The sequence below is a fragment of the Marinobacterium sp. xm-d-564 genome (genome assembly GCF_013283345.1).
GTDB lineage: Bacteria > Pseudomonadota > Gammaproteobacteria > Pseudomonadales > Balneatricaceae > Marinobacterium_E.
On sequence record NZ_WBYO01000003.1, the window covers coordinates 61702 to 78137 of the forward strand.

General features: G+C 50.2%; 21 protein-coding genes. 17 read left to right on the plus strand and 4 right to left on the minus strand.

Translation table 11 applies throughout. The features are described from left to right. Positions 1–81 precede the first annotated feature (81 nt). The 4 genes from XMD564_RS04310 (at position 82) to hemB (ending at position 4020) form a co-directional block, all read left to right on the plus strand. Entirely contained in the window at positions 82–960 is an 879-nt protein-coding gene (locus tag XMD564_RS04310; protein WP_173488769.1) for a DMT family transporter, read from the plus strand. Next, positions 961–1773, plus strand: coding sequence for a bifunctional DNA-formamidopyrimidine glycosylase/DNA-(apurinic or apyrimidinic site) lyase (mutM, locus tag XMD564_RS04315; RefSeq protein WP_173507879.1), 813 nt, complete (start codon positions 961–963; stop codon positions 1771–1773). It begins immediately after the preceding gene. After that, on the plus strand, positions 1773–2657 hold the full coding sequence (locus XMD564_RS04320; protein WP_173481879.1) for an alpha/beta hydrolase: 885 nt from the start codon (positions 1773–1775) through the stop codon (positions 2655–2657). The genes mutM and XMD564_RS04320 overlap by 1 nt, the downstream gene beginning before the upstream one ends. A gap of 346 nt (positions 2658–3003) precedes the next feature. Continuing rightward, positions 3004–4020, plus strand: a complete 1017-nt coding sequence (hemB, locus tag XMD564_RS04325; protein WP_371731467.1) for a porphobilinogen synthase — start codon at positions 3004–3006, stop codon at positions 4018–4020. Between the two features lie 6 nt (positions 4021–4026). Here the strand turns inward: hemB and XMD564_RS04330 are convergent, their stop codons facing one another. Beyond that, on the minus strand, positions 4027–4881 hold the full coding sequence (locus XMD564_RS04330; protein ID WP_173482625.1) for an NAD-dependent epimerase/dehydratase family protein: 855 nt from the start codon (positions 4879–4881) through the stop codon (positions 4027–4029). A gap of 46 nt (positions 4882–4927) precedes the next feature. On the opposite strand from XMD564_RS04330, the gene XMD564_RS04335 reads away from it, so the two are divergent. The 3 genes from XMD564_RS04335 to XMD564_RS04345 are packed head-to-tail and all read left to right on the plus strand — an operon-like array spanning position 4928 to position 8423. Then, on the plus strand, positions 4928–5830 hold the full coding sequence (locus XMD564_RS04335) for a hydrogen peroxide-inducible genes activator (protein WP_173481882.1): 903 nt from the start codon (positions 4928–4930) through the stop codon (positions 5828–5830). A gap of 6 nt (positions 5831–5836) precedes the next feature. Next, positions 5837–7912, plus strand: coding sequence for an ATP-dependent DNA helicase RecG (recG, locus tag XMD564_RS04340; RefSeq protein WP_173507880.1), 2076 nt, complete (start codon positions 5837–5839; stop codon positions 7910–7912). Next, positions 7887–8423 (plus strand): DUF501 domain-containing protein, encoded by a 537-nt coding sequence (locus tag XMD564_RS04345; RefSeq protein WP_254442848.1) that lies wholly within the window; start codon positions 7887–7889, stop codon positions 8421–8423. The genes recG and XMD564_RS04345 overlap by 26 nt, the downstream gene beginning before the upstream one ends. A 58-nt stretch (positions 8424–8481) precedes the next feature. Here XMD564_RS04345 and XMD564_RS04350 read toward each other — a convergent pair whose 3' ends face one another. The 3 genes from XMD564_RS04350 to rsmD all read right to left on the minus strand — a co-directional run bounded on the left by XMD564_RS04350 (position 8482) and on the right by rsmD (position 9975). Continuing rightward, positions 8482–8727 carry a YfhL family 4Fe-4S dicluster ferredoxin gene (locus XMD564_RS04350; RefSeq protein WP_173481884.1) on the minus strand — a complete coding sequence of 82 codons (246 nt, stop codon included), beginning with the start codon at positions 8725–8727 and terminating at the stop codon, positions 8482–8484. Between the two features lie 32 nt (positions 8728–8759). Further along, positions 8760–9239 carry a pantetheine-phosphate adenylyltransferase gene (gene coaD / locus XMD564_RS04355; RefSeq protein WP_173481885.1) on the minus strand — a complete coding sequence of 160 codons (480 nt, stop codon included), beginning with the start codon at positions 9237–9239 and terminating at the stop codon, positions 8760–8762. 124 nt (positions 9240–9363) lie between these two features. Next, positions 9364–9975 (minus strand): 16S rRNA (guanine(966)-N(2))-methyltransferase RsmD, encoded by a 612-nt coding sequence (gene rsmD, locus XMD564_RS04360; RefSeq protein WP_173507881.1) that lies wholly within the window; start codon positions 9973–9975, stop codon positions 9364–9366. A 151-nt stretch (positions 9976–10126) separates the two neighbouring features. On the opposite strand from rsmD, the gene ftsY reads away from it, so the two are divergent. The 10 genes from ftsY (at position 10127) to XMD564_RS04410 (ending at position 16345) form a co-directional block, all read left to right on the plus strand. Next, a complete protein-coding gene (gene ftsY, locus XMD564_RS04365) occupies positions 10127–11464 on the plus strand; it encodes a signal recognition particle-docking protein FtsY (RefSeq protein ID WP_254445582.1) in 1338 nt (445 codons plus the stop codon). A 5-nt stretch (positions 11465–11469) separates the two neighbouring features. Next, positions 11470–12135, plus strand: coding sequence for a cell division ATP-binding protein FtsE (ftsE, locus tag XMD564_RS04370; RefSeq protein WP_173481887.1), 666 nt, complete (start codon positions 11470–11472; stop codon positions 12133–12135). Further along, entirely contained in the window at positions 12125–13102 is a 978-nt protein-coding gene (ftsX, locus tag XMD564_RS04375; protein ID WP_173482622.1) for a permease-like cell division protein FtsX, read from the plus strand. The genes ftsE and ftsX overlap by 11 nt, the downstream gene beginning before the upstream one ends. Positions 13103–13273: 171 nt before the next feature. Then, positions 13274–14134 (plus strand): RNA polymerase sigma factor RpoH, encoded by an 861-nt coding sequence (rpoH, locus tag XMD564_RS04380; protein ID WP_173482621.1) that lies wholly within the window; start codon positions 13274–13276, stop codon positions 14132–14134. Between the two features lie 70 nt (positions 14135–14204). Further along, complete coding sequence (locus tag XMD564_RS04385) at positions 14205–14591, plus strand: DUF423 domain-containing protein (RefSeq protein WP_217364268.1); 387 nt, start codon at positions 14205–14207, stop codon at positions 14589–14591. Next, positions 14588–15286 (plus strand): tRNA (guanosine(46)-N7)-methyltransferase TrmB, encoded by a 699-nt coding sequence (gene trmB / locus XMD564_RS04390; protein WP_173481891.1) that lies wholly within the window; start codon positions 14588–14590, stop codon positions 15284–15286. Before XMD564_RS04385 ends, trmB begins: the two co-directional genes overlap by 4 nt. 1 nt (position 15287) lies before the next feature. Then, positions 15288–15503 (plus strand): VF530 family DNA-binding protein, encoded by a 216-nt coding sequence (locus XMD564_RS04395; RefSeq protein ID WP_173481892.1) that lies wholly within the window; start codon positions 15288–15290, stop codon positions 15501–15503. A gap of 16 nt (positions 15504–15519) precedes the next feature. Next, the gene (locus tag XMD564_RS04400; RefSeq protein WP_173481893.1) at positions 15520–15768 is read left to right on the plus strand and encodes an RNA-binding protein; all 249 of its coding nucleotides are present in this window, start codon (positions 15520–15522) and stop codon (positions 15766–15768) included. A gap of 38 nt (positions 15769–15806) precedes the next feature. Beyond that, the gene (locus XMD564_RS04405; RefSeq protein WP_173507882.1) at positions 15807–16094 is read left to right on the plus strand and encodes a hypothetical protein; all 288 of its coding nucleotides are present in this window, start codon (positions 15807–15809) and stop codon (positions 16092–16094) included. Between the two features lie 65 nt (positions 16095–16159). Next, on the plus strand, positions 16160–16345 hold the full coding sequence (locus XMD564_RS04410; RefSeq protein WP_173481895.1) for a CPXCG motif-containing cysteine-rich protein: 186 nt from the start codon (positions 16160–16162) through the stop codon (positions 16343–16345). The last annotated feature ends 91 nt before the right edge of the window (positions 16346–16436 follow it).

Consider the following 16436-nt stretch of genomic DNA (forward strand, 5'->3'; position numbering starts at 1 on the left):
GTAAAACAAAAGAGGATGACAGGCTGAAGCCAGTCACCCAAGCTACTATCAGAGTGCAATTTGTTGGATTGGGATTAATAGATGACAAGATCATGGATGAGTGTTGTACCTTTTGCATTTGTTCTGCTTTGGAGCACCGGCTTTATCGGTGCTCGATACGGTTTGCCCTATATTGAACCGTTTAACTACCTATTTATCCGTATGCTGTTCACGTTGGCGGTCTTCTTTTTATTGATTCAGATCTTCCGTGGACGTTGGCCGAGCTGGGATGTCGCTAAACATCAGTTGGTTACGGGATCGTTGATTCATGCAGGCTATTTGGGTGGCGTATTTGCAGCCATCAAGTTGGATATGCCGGCCGGTGTAACGGCGATTATTGTCGGTCTGCAGCCGCTACTGACCGCCTTTATCTCACAGATATGGCTCAAGTCGAAGTTGAGCCCTATGGGTTGGGTTGGGTTGTGGCTTGGCTTGATCGGCGTCGTGACAGTGCTCTGGTCAGGTGTGGCGGATGAGGAGATTACCCTTACGGCGGGAGCGATCACGGCCGCCTTGGTGGCACTCTTTGCGATCTCTATTGGCACCCTCTATCAGAAACGTTTTGGTGGGGGGGCGGATCTTCTTACTGGATCGTTCATTCAATACGTGATGACGGCGATTATCATGGGCGCTTTAACCTTCGCTTTTGAGACTCAAGAGGTGGTTTGGCACATTGAGTTAATTGGCGCGTTGACCTGGTTGGTGCTTGGTCTGTCGCTCTCTGCTATTTTGCTATTGATGTTGATGATTCGTGAAGGTGAGTCAGCCAAAGTAGCCAGCTATTTCTATCTTGTTCCGCCCGCAACAGCGCTAGAAGCTTGGTATCTGTTTGATGAGCGTCTGTCGATGCTAACCTTGGTGGGTGTGGCTGTGACGGTGCTAGGTGTCTTTTTAACCCAACGTGCGGCTAAGGTGAGTTAAGTGCCAGAGTTACCCGAAGTAGAGACAACACGACGAGGCATAGAGCCGCACATTGATCAGCAGCGTGTGGCCGATTTTGTGGTGCGTGAGCCTCGTTTGCGTTGGTCTGTGCCTAGTGAAATTCCTAAAAACATCGTTGAAAAAAAGGTTAATAGCGTCGAACGTCGAGGAAAATATATCCTGATACGTTTTGATGAGGGCGATCTCATGGTGCACTTGGGTATGTCAGGTAGCTTGAGAGTTCTTCCCAAAGGAACAGAACCGGCCAAACATGATCATGTGGATCTCGTGATGGAAAATGGCTTGTTGGTGCGCCTAACCGATCCTCGCCGTTTCGGTTCTGTGCTCTGGCAACCCAAAGGTGAGACGCACAAGTTATTGGAGAAGCTAGGCCCAGAGCCTCTGTCCGATGCATTTAACGTGGATTATCTGTTTAAGGCGTCACGTAATCGCTCTCTAGCCATCAAGCAGTTCATCATGACCTCTGAAGTCGTCGTCGGTGTTGGCAACATTTATGCTAATGAGTCTCTCTTTAGAGCGGGTATCGATCCGCGTAAGCCGGCGGGTAAGGTGTCAAAACAGCGTTATGAGCGTTTGGTCGGCGAGATTAAGAGCGTGCTTGAGTACGCCATCACGCGCGGTGGTACTACCTTAAGGGATTTCCTCTCCAGTGACGGCAAGCCAGGTTATTTTGCGCAAGAGCTCTCGGTCTACGGTCGAGGCGGTGAGGCCTGTAAATCCTGTGTCTCGACGCTTAAAGAGATTCGTCAGGGTCAACGGGCGACGGTATTTTGTCCTAGGTGTCAGCGTTAATGAGCTTTAGGCAGGCGTTCCCCGTTGAGACGGTAGAGCAGAAGGCTCGTCGTCAGGGGTTGGGTATTTCGGATGCGCTGACACATCGTGAAGTGTGGCGATTGGATGCCAGCATTAATGTCGAGATCTACCCTGTCTCGCACAGCGCCCCCAATATTCTGTTTCTCGCAGGGATCGGCACCTATGTCGAGCTCTATGCTGAATTAGCTGTAGCCCTTAATCAGCAGGGTTTTAATGTGATTGCGGTCGATCCTCCGGGACACGGCTACTCTGCAGGTAATCGCGGTCGATATACTGTTGAACAGTTCCAGCATCACCTTTCCCATGTGCTGAATGCCCTTGAATCCCGCTTTACCGGTCCATGGTCCGTCTATGGTTACTCGATAGGGGCTGTCACGGCGGTTGCGTTGGCTGAGCTAGATCAGCGCATTCAATCGGTGCTCTGTACCACGCTGCTGTTAGGGCAAGAGCCTCCCGATATGATGTATGCCTTGGGTTGGAGCTGGACTCGCTTCAGCGCTCTGTGGTTTCCCAATATGCGCCTGCCACTTAAGAGCTTTATCGATTTTGAGTCGCTTCTGGGTGATCACCCCGCAGGGCCCTACATCAATGACGATCCATTGATTATCTTTGACTACCCTCTGGCAACGCTTGCTTCACTGTTTACCCATCAAGCTGGGATTGCTGATTCGGTGTTCCCATTTACATTGATCAATCTGCAAGGTGATCATGATGAGGTGTTATCCAAAGAGTATGCGCTACGTGTGGCTAATAGGATTAAGCAGCCGATGCATTTGGAGTTCATTGAAGGGGCTGGGCATATGATGCCCTGGGATGATCCCGAGGATCTGGCGCATCGCATCGCATTGCTGTTGGGCAAATAGCAGGCAAAAAAATAGGGCGGCCACTCCATGGCACGCCCTGTTGGAAGACTTTCCTTGCAACCTAGTCGCGTCCTGCGATGTCCCTGTGTTGCTTTACTTCCATTGAAACCAATCCTTGGTCTCACCGGGTCAATCCATGACCTCAGTTATTCCGTGGTGCGTACTTTAGGGATTGAGATAGGGTTTGTATATAGTCATAACAGCTAAAAAGAGGTTATTTAGATATTATTTAGTTATATGTAAATAACCAAAGCCATTTTTGTGTCGATTTGTTGGTCGGCGGGTTAGTCTTGCCGCCATCTTGAGCGTTATACTTGTTAAAAATCATCTACTAATGAGGTGTCTCGTGGCATTCGATCCTAGCCAACGCATTTTTCCACTCACTCGCATGCGTCGTATGCGTGCTAGCACTTTCTCTCGTGATTTGATGCGTGAGAACCAGCTGACAGCCCAAGATCTGATCTACCCAATGTTTGTGATTGAGGGCGAAGGTGAGCGTGAAACGGTCCCCTCTATGCCGGGTGTTGAGCGACTCAGTATTGATCTGCTTGTTGATGCCTGTCAGGAAGCTTATGAACTAGGTATTCCTGCCGTGGCTCTATTCCCAGTCACACCTGCATCCGCTAAGTCTGAAATGGCCGAAGAGGCATTCAATCCAGAGGGTTTGGCACAGCGTGCCGTGCGAGCGATCAAAGCAAAATTACCAGAACTGGGTGTGATTACTGACGTTGCGTTGGATCCATTTACTACCCATGGACAGGACGGCATCATCGATGAAGAGGGTTACGTACTCAATGACATCACTGTTGATGTATTGGTGAAGCAGGCGCTCTCACACGCTGAAGCGGGCGCTGATGTGGTGGCCCCGAGTGATATGATGGATGGCCGTATTCAGGCGATCCGTGAAGCGCTAGAGGCCGGTGGTCATGTCAATACTCGCATCCTTGCCTACTCTGCCAAGTATGCAAGTGCTTACTACGGTCCTTTCCGTGACGCAGTAGGCTCTGCCGGTAATCTTGGCAAAGGCAATAAATACAGCTACCAGATGGACCCTGCTAACAGCGATGAAGCCCTGCACGAGGTTGCTCTCGATCTAGCTGAGGGTGCTGATATGGTGATGGTAAAACCGGGTATGCCCTATCTTGATATCGTGCGCCGTGTGAAAACTGAGCTACGTGTGCCTACCTATGCTTACCAAGTGAGCGGCGAATATGCGATGCACATGGCGGCGTTTCAAAATGGCTGGTTGGATGAGGAGTCGGTGATGATGGAGTCACTGCTGGCATTCAAACGAGCAGGTGCCGATGGCATCTTGACCTACTTTGCCGTTAAAGCGGCACGCCTGCTTAAATCGAAGGCTTAACCGCTGTTAAGTGATCTGCCTCTGTTGCGATTTGAAATCATCCAGCAGAGGCGCAAATCCGGCTTTGTAGTCCTGGTATCGACAGACAAAGCCACTCTCCCTCATCGCTCTGTTAGCGATGCGTTTATTCCCGCCACGCTGTATCGGCTCCTGATGATGGGCTGCCACGCCCAGTTGCTCTGCAAGCCACTTGGTAATCTCATGAATCGGTGCTGGGTGACCGTCGCTGGCTAAATAGAGTTCTTTCAGTGGTTGTTGGTCGATCGCTTTGCCAATTAAGTGCACAACAAAATCGGCCAAGTCGTCACTGTGTATACGATTGCTAAAATGAGTCGGCGTCTCTAACGCAATGGTTCCACTGAGGATGCGTTTTAGAAGGTGGGTACGGCCAGGGCCGTATATGCCGCTGCTGCGGATCAGGGTGCAAGCTGATCGCTGTTTAAACTGTGATTCGCCTTCCAAAAGTAGAACGGAGTGCGCCGTGTTAGGTTCAGCAGCGCTGAATTCATCAATCCACTCACCACGGTTTTGAGCATAGACGCCGGTTGAGCTAACCACAAAAGAGCGTATCGGTGCAGTTGGCAGTGCTTTTAATATGGCAGCCGGGGCATCGACGTATATCTGTCGGTAGTGCTCAATATCGCGTGATTTTGCGGCGGCCGAGAAGATGACGTAATCGACTTCTGGAAGGGGCGGGAGATTTTCAATTTCATAAAAGTCGCACGCTATTGGTTGTACGCCTTCCGATAGCTGGTCTATATTACGTCTAAGACCATAGACCTTATGTTGTTGACTGATGAGCTTGGTTGCAATGGTATTGCCCAAGTCACCACAGCCAATGATTAGAAAACGTTTCGACACGGTAGTGTTCTCCCTTTAGTCGTTAAAGATTACCAGAGGATCGAAAATGACGCTTACAGAACTTCGCTACATCGTCACGCTAGCTCGTGAACAGCACTTCGGCCATGCCGCCGAAAAATGCTTTGTCAGTCAGCCGACGCTCTCTATCGCCGTTAAAAAGCTGGAAGATGAGCTCGGTGTCGCGTTGTTTGAACGCAGTAAAAACGCCGTACGCGTGACGCCCATAGGTGACAAAGTAGTGCGTCAAGCACAGCGCGTATTAGAGCAGGCTGAAGCGATTAAAGAGCTCTCCCGTGAAGGTAAAGATCAGCTGGCTACCCCGTTACGTGTGGGTGCAATTTACACCATCGGTCCCTACCTTTTCCCTCGTCTAATTCCCGAAGTTCAGCAGATTGCACCGCAAATGCCTCTCTACATCGAGGAGAATTTGACCGAAGTTCTTCGAAGCAAAATACGCACTGGTGAGTTGGATGCGATCATCATCGCGTTGCCTTTCCATGAGCCCGATGTGCTGACTCGGGCGGTTTATGATGAGACCTTCAGTTTAATTACTCCAAAAGGGCATGAGCTGAGCAAAGCGGGCTCAGTGGACTCTCAGAAGTTGAACGAGCTGGATATGCTGCTGCTGGGTGAGGGGCACTGTTTCAGGGATCAGGTACTGGAGGCCTGCCCAAGCTTGAATCAGTCGTTCCATGATCAACACAGAGTCACTGAAGGCAGTTCACTAGAGACCATTCGTATGATGGTCGCCTCTGGCTTAGGAACCAGCGTGTTACCAGAGTCGGCTTTAGCGAATCACCCCTCCAATTCGTTGGTTGATATTGTGCCGTTCAATGATCCCAAACCGATGCGATCGGTTGCTGTTGCTTGGCGTGCCAGCTTCCCTCGTCCACAGGCGATTGATGTGTTGGTTGATGCCATCGCTAAGTGCCGAGCGTTGGATAGTTAACTGGCCGTGTCTTCTCAGGTAGCCCATCGAAAGGTCACTGAGCTAAAGGGTGTTGGCGCTGCGCTAGCGTCCAAACTTGGCAAGCTAGGTATTCATAACTTTCAGGATCTGCTGTTTCACTTGCCGTTGCGCTACCAAGATCGAACGCGCATCACTGCGATAGGAGCGATGCGCCCCGGTGATGAGGTGGTGGTTGAGGCGCGTGTAATCGCGTGTGACATCGTGATGGGGCGCCGCCGAAGCCTGGTCTGCCGTATTCAGGATGGCACTGGTACCCTAACTCTGCGTTTTTTCCACTTCAGCGCTGCGCAAAAGAGCGGCTTGATCAATGCGGATATTCGCTGTTTTGGCGAGGTGCGCCCTGGTGCAAATGGTTTAGAACTGATTCATCCCGAGTACAAGCTGATGAAGGGCGATGGCTTTGATCAGTTGGAAGAGACGCTGACCCCAATCTATCCATTGACTGAAGGTTTGACTCAACCGCGCCTTAGAAGCCTGGTAGGGCAGGCACTCTCCGCTTTGGGTTCTGAACCCTTAGATGAGTTGCTGCCGGATTCTGAGCTAGCGCGCAACCATTACCCCTCACTAACCGATGCCGTGCGCTTTCTTCACCAGCCTCCTGTTGGTGTGGATTTGGAGTCGCTACTTGAAGGGCAGCATCCAGCGCAGAGACGCTTAGCTTTCGAAGAGTTATTGGCACATAACCTATCGCTTCGCGTGGTACGTCATCAGATGCAGACGCAAGGTGCGCCAGCGCTGAAATCGACGGGTCGACTCACGCTGCCGTTTCTAGATCGGCTGCCTTTTTCACTTACAGAGGCTCAGCTTCGTGTGGCACGAGAGGTGGCCCGTGATATGGGGCGCCCTTTGCCGATGTTGCGGTTGGTGCAGGGTGATGTGGGCTCAGGTAAGACCATGATTGCTGTATTGGCCGCGTTACAAGCGGTTGAAAACGGCAAACAAGCGGCGGTTATGGCTCCGACAGAAATTCTGGCCGAACAGCATCTAATCAACTTTAAAAGTTGGCTGGAGCCGCTTGGGATTAAGGTCTCGTGGTTGGCGGGTAAGGTAAAAGGTAAAGCACGGGAAGCGGCATTAGCTGAGATCAGTGGTGGTGAGGCTCAGGTGGTTGTCGGAACCCACGCCCTGTTTCAAGATGAGGTCGCCTTCCATGATCTGGCGATGGTTGTGATTGATGAGCAGCATCGATTTGGCGTCGATCAGAGGCTAAGTTTGCGTGAAAAGGGGCGAAATGACGGTAAAATACCTCATCAGCTCATAATGACCGCTACCCCCATCCCTCGTACACTAGCAATGAGTGCTTACGCTGACCTGGACTGCTCCATCATCGATGAGCTACCACCGGGCCGAACGCCAGTGCAAACGGTCGTGATTGATGACAGTCGTCGCGATCGAGTGGTTGAGCGCGTTGAACAGAACTGCAAACAGGGCCTGCAGGCCTATTGGGTCTGTACGCTGGTAGAGGAGTCCGAAGCGCTGCAGTGTCAGGCAGCCGAAACGACTGCCGAAGAGCTGCGCGAGGCTCTGCCCGATCTTAGAATTGGTCTGGTGCATGGTCGTCTGAAACCGGCCGAAAAAGCGGATGTGATGGCGCAATTCAAAGCGCATGAGTTGGATCTTTTGGTGGCTACGACGGTGATTGAGGTCGGCGTAGACGTTCCGAATTCGAGTTTAATGATCATCGAGAACCCCGAACGACTGGGATTATCACAGTTGCATCAGTTACGCGGCCGTGTAGGTCGAGGGTCGCGAGAGAGTTTTTGTGTTTTGATGTATCATGCGCCTCTTTCGCAGCAGGGTCGCGACCGTTTGGCAATCATGCGTGAGACCAGTGACGGTTTCCGTATTGCAGAGCGTGATCTTGAGTTGCGAGGCGCGGGTGAGGTGTTAGGCACCCGCCAGACAGGCATGATGAGTTTCAGAATCGCCGATCTGCAACGTGACGCTGACATGCTCGACAGTGTCCAGCAGACAGCAGAGCGCATAGAGACATCAACAGAATTAACCCGTCAGCTGTGTGATCGATGGATCCTCAATGCTGATCAATACGCACAGGTTTAAGATGCAACCAACAGAGAGACAGCTTCAAATAGTACGCCAGCAGATCGGTCGCGAGCCTCGCGGTATCGAGGCGATAGCGGCACAAACCCCTAGTGGTGTGCCATTGGTGTTACAGATGCGAAGCCTGATCGATGATAAGCCTTTCCCAACCCTCTATTGGCTGAGCAGTAAGGATTTAAGTGTTGAGATCAGTCGTGTCGAGATGACGGGCTGGATTAAGCGTTTTGAGGAGGAGCTGCAAGAGGATGCAGAGCTTCGTGATACCTACATGGCGCAGCAGAAACACTACATGGAGCGCCGCTGGGAACTGATGCGTCCGGAGGACAGACAGCGAATCGAAACTCTTGGGTTCACTAAGATGTTCAACGAGGTAGGCATTGGCGGTATTGCTAACTGGGACAAAGTTCGTTGTCTGCACATGAACTACGCCTACCACTTGGTGGAGCCCAATGTGGTTGGCCAGCGTCTTGATCAAGAGTTTCAGATGAACGAGCTGGCGCCGGAGTTTTAGGTCAATCAGGCACAAAAAAACGCGACCCAAGGTCGCGTTTTTTTGTCTTTGAGTTCGATTAGCCAACCAGCTTCTCGTACTTGATCATCAGTTGCTCTTCAGTTTCAACGTGATCAGGATCTTTTGGAATACAGTCAACCGGACAAACCTCAACACACTGTGGCGTGTCGTAGTGGCCTACACACTCAGTACATTTACTTGGCTCGATCTCGTAGATCTCATCCCCTGGGCTGATCGCCTCGTTAGGACATTCTGGTTCACACACATCACAGTTGATGCATTCGTCGGTAATCATTAGTGCCATCGTGTCTACCTCACTCTAGGCTCAAATCTAAACTAGTTAGAAAAATGTCGTTTCAATGCCGCATCGACAGCCGGATGAACAAACTCTGTCACGTCTCCACCTAATGACGCGATTTCGCGAATCAGCGTCGATGAGATGTACGACAAGTGTTCAGCCGGTGTTAAAAACAGGCTCTCAGCTTGTGGAGCCAACTTTCGGTTCATATTGGCAAGCTGAAACTCATATTCAAAATCTGAAACCGCTCGCAAACCTCGTAAAATGACGTCGCATTGATGATCTTTCAAAAGATCGATCAGTAGGCTGTTAAAGCCAACCACTTCTACGTTGTCGAGGTGTGCCAAGGATTCGCGTGCAAGTTCTACTCGAACATCCAAATCCAGCAGGGGACGTTTTTTTGGGCTCTCTGCCACAGCTACTACAATCTGACCAAACAGTTTGGAGGCTCTCTCCACCAAATCTACATGGCCGTTCGTAATAGGATCAAACGTTCCTGGGTAAGCTACCCTTTTCATCCCAGCTACTCCTAATAGCGGTAATATTCCCGCGGATGGTAACGGAATTGCGTCAAGGCGACAAATTATAGGAGAAACTTTTAATAATTAATAGATATATTAAATTATTTATCTATAACTAAAATTAATTTCTTTTATACAAGCGGTAGCTGACGTCACCTGCCTGTTTGTCGCGATACAGTTGCCAGTTATCTGGAACTAATAGGGTACTTAGCGATCTCTCAGTCTCTATATATATCATCGATCCATCTGCAAGAACTTGATTTTCCTCAAGTAGCTGACAGATGCCTGAAACTAAGTCTTTGTTGAAGGGGGGGTCTAAGAAGACCAGGTCGTATCGAAATTCACTGCTCGCTTGCTGCAGGAGCCATTGAGTAGCGTCTGTTTCGAGCACTTCAGCGTTTTGTGCCTTCAGCTCTTGCAGATTGTGTTTAAGTGAATTGCAGACCAAGCGCGATGCATCAATTAGTGTGGCGTGAGCTGCACCGCGCGACAGCGCTTCAAACGCCAGCGCACCGCTGCCGCTAAACAGATCCAGGCATTTGGCTGCTGGTGTGTAAGCTTGTAACCAGTTGAATAGCGTTTCTCGAACCCGATCTGGTGTTGGGCGAAGTCCTTCGCTCTCTGGAAAGCTCAGTTTTCGTGAGCGCCAATCTCCGCCGATGATGCGAACGAACGACTCATTTGCTCGATTGTGAGGGGCGGGTTTGCTGTTTCTGTTGCGTCTAGGGCTCATGAAAAATGGTCTCTGCCAAAGCAGTTTTAGGTAAACAGAAATTTTAACCTCAGCTTAGGCTAATAGATAGGCTTTCACAGCGTCTGATGTGGTAGAATTCTGGACTTATATTTTGACTGTTTAGTTCCCTCTGATTAGGACTGTTTAGACTATGGAATCTCTCTACAACTGGATGCTTGATAACGGCTACGATCCAGCCATTATCCCTTACGTTGCGGCCGCTTTTGCCGTCGTCATTTTGATTGTGATGATGCGTTATCTGAAAGGGGATAAAACTGAGGCTATTCAGGGTTCTGATTCAGAAAAAAGCGTAGAAGAGAGCGTTACAGAGGCCCCCGTTGAAACACCATCGGTTGACGAAGCGCCCGTTGAAGAGCCGCCTATTGTTGAAGACACAGTCGAAAAGGTAGTTGAGCCTGTAGCTGCAGAAGAGATAGTTGAGCCAGAAGTTGTTGAGACCGAAGTGGAGGTTGAACAGACTCCTGCAGAGCCAGAGCCAGAGCCAGAGCCAGAGCCAGAGCCAGAGCCAGAGCCAGAGCCAGAGCCAGAGCCAGAGCCAGAGCCAGAGCCAACAAAAAGCTTCTTCGATCGTGTTAAATCCGGTCTAAGTCGCACGAAAGCCGGCCTGACTGAGCAGATTACAACCCTCTTCGCCGGTAACCCTGAGATCGATGAAGATCTTATGGAAGAGATCGAGACCTTGTTGCTGATGGCCGATATTGGCGTTGAGGCAACGACAGAGATTATCGAACGTTTAACCGATCGTGTAGAGCGTAAACAGCTCTCGGATGGCGACGCTCTGCAGGCGGCTCTGAAACAGGAGCTGGCCGAGCTATTAGAACCCGTTGATCAACCGCTTGAATTACAGAGTGACAAATCCCCAATGGTGATTCTGATGGTGGGTGTTAACGGTGTCGGTAAAACAACGACCATCGGTAAACTGGCCAAGAAGTATCAGGGTGAAGGTAAGTCGGTGATGTTAGCGGCGGGTGATACCTTCCGTGCCGCGGCGGTTGAACAGCTTCAGGTTTGGGGTGAGCGAAATAACGTCCCAGTGGTTGCTCAACATACCGGTGCAGACTCAGCCTCTGTTCTATTTGATGCGCTTGAGTCAGCTAAAGCGAAAAACGTTGATGTATTGATTGCAGATACAGCGGGTCGTTTGCAGAACAAAGATAACCTGATGCAAGAGTTACAGAAGGTTGTTCGTGTGATGCAGAAGTTAGATCCTTCGGCGCCACATGAAGTGATGTTGGTACTCGACGCGGGTACGGGTCAGAACGCCATCAGCCAGGCTAAAGAGTTCAAAGAGGCGGTGGGCGTGACGGGCATTACCCTAACGAAACTCGATGGCACAGCGAAGGGCGGTATTATCTTTGCCATCGCCAAACAGTTTGGTCTGCCTATTCGATTCATCGGTGTCGGTGAGCAAGCTGATGACCTACGTCCTTTTGAAGCGAAAGCTTTTGTTGAGGCGTTGTTCGACTAACTCCTATGGCGGCTATTCAATTCACTAACGTCAGTAAGCGCTATGACTCTGGTCAAGAGGCCCTAAGGTCTGTCGACTTTACATTGGAGTCGGGCGAGATGGCCTTTTTGACAGGCCACTCGGGAGCAGGGAAGAGTACCCTGTTAAAACTGCTGACGCGCGTTGAGCAACCTAGCCGTGGTGATGTGTGGGTCGGTGATCAAAATCTATCTGAATTGTCTCGCAGCGAGATTCCGCAATATCGCCGAACCCTCGGTGTGGTCTACCAGAATCATCGTCTGTTAGAAGATCGCACTGTTTACCAGAACATTGCACTTCCACTGCGTATCGCAGGCTATAACGAAGAGGATATTGGTCGTCGCGTACGCGCGGCACTCGATCGAGTAGGACTGTTGGAGTCAGAGCAGAAGCTCCCACAGGCGTTATCGAGTGGCGAGCAGCAGCGTATCGGTATTGCGCGTGCCATTGTTCATAAGCCTAGGGTGCTGATTGCCGACGAGCCGACCGGTAACCTCGACCCTAGACTCTCTCTCGACATCATGAGTCTATTCGAGCAGTTCAACCGCATTGGAACGACCGTCTTGATCGCGACCCATGATGTGGCGTTGATCAAGCGAATGCGTCATAGAGTGCTGATTTTAGATAAGGGGCGACTGCGTCATGTCCAGTAGTGAGACTCGATCACGCGGCGCCTCTGATATCAGCGTCAGCCGTTGGCAACGCGTTAAACACTGGGCGGTACAGCACCGTCTAGAGAGTGCCGATGCCGTTAAGCGTCTTCTACATAATCGACTGTCGACGCTGGTGACACTGCTGCTATTGGCGGTTGTACTCGCTGTGCCAACCTTTATGTATTCGCTGTTGGGTAATTTGAAACAGCTGACACCGGGTACTGACTTTGAGCCTCAGCTTGCACTCTATTTAAGCCCAGAACTCAAAGCCGACGAGTTAGATCGATTCAGCCGTTCACTCCTGCTGCGTGATGATCTACTTTCGGTTGAATTGATCAGTAGCGATGTAGGTGCCAGCGAGTTTAAAAGCCACTCTGAACTGGGTGAGCTGATCAACCTATTGGATGAGAATCCACTCCCAGCGGTTGTGCTCGCGACGCCGCGTGATCAAGATCCTGCGACCATGAAAGCACTGCGTGAAAGCATGGCAGCCTTGCCAGAGGTGGATGTCGCCGAGTTAGACGTAGAGTGGTTAGAGCGTCTCGAAGTGATTTTAGGCTCATTCTCCAGCATCAGTTTTGTGCTGGCGCTGTTATTGGGTATGACCGTGCTTCTGGTGATCGCTAACACCATTCGTACCATGATCAGCAGTCGCCAAGAGGAGATTGAGGTCAGTTTGTTGATAGGCGCTACCGCTGCTTGGGTGAGACGCCCATTCCTCTATGCAGGACTGCTGTACGGACACTTTGGTGCACTGTTGAGCCTAGTATTGGTTTACTTCTCACTGGCACTTGTCGAAGCGCCATTGGCTGAGTTAACAGAGCTCTATATTGGTCGTTTTGATCTTCAGGGACCTGATTTGTCATTAATCATGGCGCTGTTAGTGGGCGGGACTATACTAGGATGGATAGGGGCATTCATTGCTGTATCCAGACAGATGGGGCAGTTAAATCAAGGCTCTGATTGATCGGATTTAGCCGGATTTGCGTTTATCTGTCACTCTGGTATCTTTTTGGGTCCAGTGTTGGTAAATATTAGTAATTCCTAATGAACTTTTTTGCCAAAACTGGGTCTAACTAGACAGTTAAAACGATTTAAAACAGTGTAAAAAACGACAGTTTTTGAGGTTTAAAGAGAAATGGGCACTAGCTTGCAATTAGTTGAACATCTGACACCGGGGCGCGATCTTGACGCTTACGTTCAGAATGTCAGCACTATCCCTATCCTCACTCCAGAGGAAGAACGGGAGCTTGCCGAGCGTCTGCATTTTGAGCAAGACCTTGATGCGGCTCGCCAGTTGGTTATGTCACATCTGCGCTTTGTTGTGCACATTGCGCGCAGCTACAAAGGCTACGGCCTTCCTCTAGGTGATTTGATCCAAGAGGGTAACGTTGGTTTGATGAAAGCGGTTAAACGTTTTGATCCAACCGTCGGTGTTCGTCTAGTGAGCTTTGCCGTTCACTGGATCAAAGCCGAAATGCATGAATTCATTCTTCGCAACTGGCGTATTGTTAAAGTTGCGACGACCAAAGCTCAGCGTAAGCTGTTCTTTAACCTACGCTCACAGAAGAAGAGCCTAGGATGGATGAACAACGATGAAGTTGAAGCGATCGCAGAAGATCTAGGCGTTGATGCTGCAGTAGTGCGTCAGATGGAGGGTCGCATGGCCGCCACTGACATGGCCTTTGATGCGCCTGCTGCTGATGATTCCGAAGAGAGTGCGCCTGTTGCTCCGGCACTGTTCTTGGAAGACAAGTCTGCCGATCCAGCCGAGCTACTTGAAGAGCAGGATTGGGAAGATAACTCCAACCGTCAGTTGGCCGCAGCGATGGGCCAGTTGGACGAGCGCAGTCGAGACATCTTGGCACAGCGTTGGTTGCTTGATGAAAAAGCGACTTTGCATGAGTTGGCCGCTAAGTATGAGGTCTCTGCAGAGCGTATTCGTCAGCTTGAAAAGAACGCGATGAAGAAAATTAAAAACGCTTTAGTCGTTATCTAACGGATAAAAGTGTTGTGAAAAAGCCGCATTAGCGGCTTTTTTTGTGTATGCTTGCGGCCCAAATGAGGTGATGATGCACGCGAAACGTTTTTTGATGATTGGTGTGCTTTTAGCGATGTTTTCGGTGATTTTTGGCGCTTTTGGTGCCCATTTACTGAAAAATACCCTGTCAGCTGCTCGCTTTGAAACCTTCAGCACCGCTGTGGATTACCAGTTTTGGCAGGCTCTAGGTTTGATGGTGGTCGGTATTACCGGTTTTAAACTCAATAGTAAAAGCTGGCGCCTTGCTGGGTATTCGTTGTTGGCAGGGACGTTGATCTTCAGTGGCAGCCTCTACCTGCTAATCGCAACTGATACCGGTTGGTTAGGATCGATCACCCCCATCGGTGGTATATTAATGATTATTGGCTGGGCACTGTTTGCCTGGTCGTTACGAACCTTACGGATAGAACAATGAGTGACACAGAACAGCAGCGCCCACACCGTACGATTAGAAGTTTTGTCGTACGCGCTGGACGCATGACAGAAGGGCAAGAGCGTGCAATGAAAGAGAACTGGCCTCTGTATGGGCTAGAACTTGAAGATGGCATGGTCGACTTTAAAACTCTGTTTGGCGATGATCGCCCCGTCACTCTAGAGATCGGTTTTGGTATGGGCGCGTCGCTGGTAGAGATGGCGAGCCGCTCACCTGAGAAGGGCTTTATTGGAATCGAAGTGCATCCTCCCGGTGTTGGTCGTTTGTTAGCTGATGCACGTGCCGAAGGGGTCGACAATATTCGCGTCTATTGTGAAGATGCGATCGAGGTACTGGCACAGTGCATACCGGATGGCTCTTTGGCGGGTGTGCAGCTCTTCTTCCCAGACCCTTGGCATAAGAAGAAGCACAATAAACGCCGCATTGTACAACCTGAATTTGCTCAAACCATTCGTCAAAAGCTGGCGATTGGCGGTGTCTTCCATATGGCGACTGACTGGGAGCCCTACTCAGAGCATATGATGGAAGTGATGAGTGCAGCAGAGGGCTATCAAAACCAGATGGGCGAAGGTCAGTTTTCGCCACAGCCAGACTTCCGCCCTGTGACTAAGTTCCAAAAACGGGGTGAAAAGCTAGGTCACGGTGTTTGGGATCTGATGTTCGAGCGCGTCAACTAAGATGGACAATCAACCGAATAATCCACTGCACGGCGTTAAGTTGGCTGATGTTGTCGAGCGTCTTGTGGATCATTACGGCTGGGATGAGTTGGGCGAGCGGATCGATATTAACTGCTTTCAGATCGATCCATCCGTTAAGTCATCCCTAAAATTTTTACGCAAACAGCAGTGGGCTCGCGATAAGGTAGAGCAGCTCTACATTGATACCTTCTGCTGAATAGAGAGAGTTAATTATGAAATTGTTAGTCCGTAATTTGGATCGTTCAACCACAGAAGCTGAGATTAAAGAGCTCTTTGAAGGTTACGGTAGCGTTCAGTACTGCACCTTGGTGATGGACGAGAAAACGGGCTCATCGAAGGGCTTTGGGTTTGTTGAAATGCCTAAGCCAGGTGAAGCGAAAGCGGCGGTTAAAAATCTAAACCACACACTGGTTGGCCGTAATATGATTCGTGTAAAAAAAGCGGAAGAGAGAGCGGACTGATCGCTCGAGTCACTTCTCAACTTAATTAAGGAGCCGATATGACAGCAATACTCCTCTCAATACTCTCTTCGTTAATTGGTGTGTGGGTGTTGGTATGGTTAATTGGTAATCTGCTGTTTAAGAAAAAGAGCTCGCCGCAAAAAGAGCTCTTATCGCTACCATTAGCTTGGATGGTGGCCTCAATTGCTGGGGGTTACGCCATTGCTAACGGCGGTCCGCCACGCTTTGATGTGTCCCTGCTTCAGTACGGTATTGGCGCCTTTCTGCTGCTGATCTACTACGTCTCTGCCAGCTTTGCGAAAAAGCGCAGTAAAGATTCCGAGTAGTCATTGGGTGATCCAACGGGTTAAAGCTCACTTATAGAAGTTAACTCTTTAAGCTGAGATCGCCCATGCTGCCCAGTCAAAATGTACAGTGTCCCTATTGTTGGGAGATGATCGAGATTGTCTACGAGCCCGATGAGGCTGAGATGTTTGTCTGTGATTGTACGGTCTGTTGCCACCCCATCCACTTTTCTGTCTCAGTGGATGGGTATGGCGATTATTACATTACACCGCACTCAGAAGATGATTTCTGATCAGTCTTATTCGCGGCCTTTGTAAGACCGCTCCAACAGTGCGCCGACAGAGCTCCAACACTGGGTTGGAGCCTTATCGAGGATGAGGCGA

What these genes read in the sequence shown, in the direction of transcription:
- ftsX (WP_173482622.1), top strand. Translation starts at nt 12,125, where the DNA reads ATGTCCAGTAGTGAGACTCGATCACGCGGCGCCTCTGATATCAGCGTC.
- XMD564_RS04310 (WP_173488769.1), top strand. Translation starts at nt 82, where the DNA reads ATGACAAGATCATGGATGAGTGTTGTACCTTTTGCATTTGTTCTGCTT.
- ftsE (WP_173481887.1), top strand. Translation starts at nt 11,470, where the DNA reads ATGGCGGCTATTCAATTCACTAACGTCAGTAAGCGCTATGACTCTGGT.
- XMD564_RS04385 (WP_217364268.1), top strand. Translation starts at nt 14,205, where the DNA reads ATGATGCACGCGAAACGTTTTTTGATGATTGGTGTGCTTTTAGCGATG.
- coaD (WP_173481885.1), bottom strand. Translation starts at nt 9,239, where the DNA reads ATGAAAAGGGTAGCTTACCCAGGAACGTTTGATCCTATTACGAACGGC.
- ftsY (WP_254445582.1), top strand. Translation starts at nt 10,127, where the DNA reads ATGGAATCTCTCTACAACTGGATGCTTGATAACGGCTACGATCCAGCC.
- XMD564_RS04405 (WP_173507882.1), top strand. Translation starts at nt 15,807, where the DNA reads ATGACAGCAATACTCCTCTCAATACTCTCTTCGTTAATTGGTGTGTGG.
- XMD564_RS04400 (WP_173481893.1), top strand. Translation starts at nt 15,520, where the DNA reads ATGAAATTGTTAGTCCGTAATTTGGATCGTTCAACCACAGAAGCTGAG.
- XMD564_RS04410 (WP_173481895.1), top strand. Translation starts at nt 16,160, where the DNA reads ATGCTGCCCAGTCAAAATGTACAGTGTCCCTATTGTTGGGAGATGATC.
- XMD564_RS04320 (WP_173481879.1), top strand. Translation starts at nt 1,773, where the DNA reads ATGAGCTTTAGGCAGGCGTTCCCCGTTGAGACGGTAGAGCAGAAGGCT.
- XMD564_RS04345 (WP_254442848.1), top strand. Translation starts at nt 7,887, where the DNA reads ATGCTGATCAATACGCACAGGTTTAAGATGCAACCAACAGAGAGACAG.
- trmB (WP_173481891.1), top strand. Translation starts at nt 14,588, where the DNA reads ATGAGTGACACAGAACAGCAGCGCCCACACCGTACGATTAGAAGTTTT.
- XMD564_RS04395 (WP_173481892.1), top strand. Translation starts at nt 15,288, where the DNA reads ATGGACAATCAACCGAATAATCCACTGCACGGCGTTAAGTTGGCTGAT.
- rsmD (WP_173507881.1), bottom strand. Translation starts at nt 9,975, where the DNA reads ATGAGCCCTAGACGCAACAGAAACAGCAAACCCGCCCCTCACAATCGA.
- XMD564_RS04335 (WP_173481882.1), top strand. Translation starts at nt 4,928, where the DNA reads ATGACGCTTACAGAACTTCGCTACATCGTCACGCTAGCTCGTGAACAG.
- XMD564_RS04350 (WP_173481884.1), bottom strand. Translation starts at nt 8,727, where the DNA reads ATGGCACTAATGATTACCGACGAATGCATCAACTGTGATGTGTGTGAA.
- rpoH (WP_173482621.1), top strand. Translation starts at nt 13,274, where the DNA reads ATGGGCACTAGCTTGCAATTAGTTGAACATCTGACACCGGGGCGCGAT.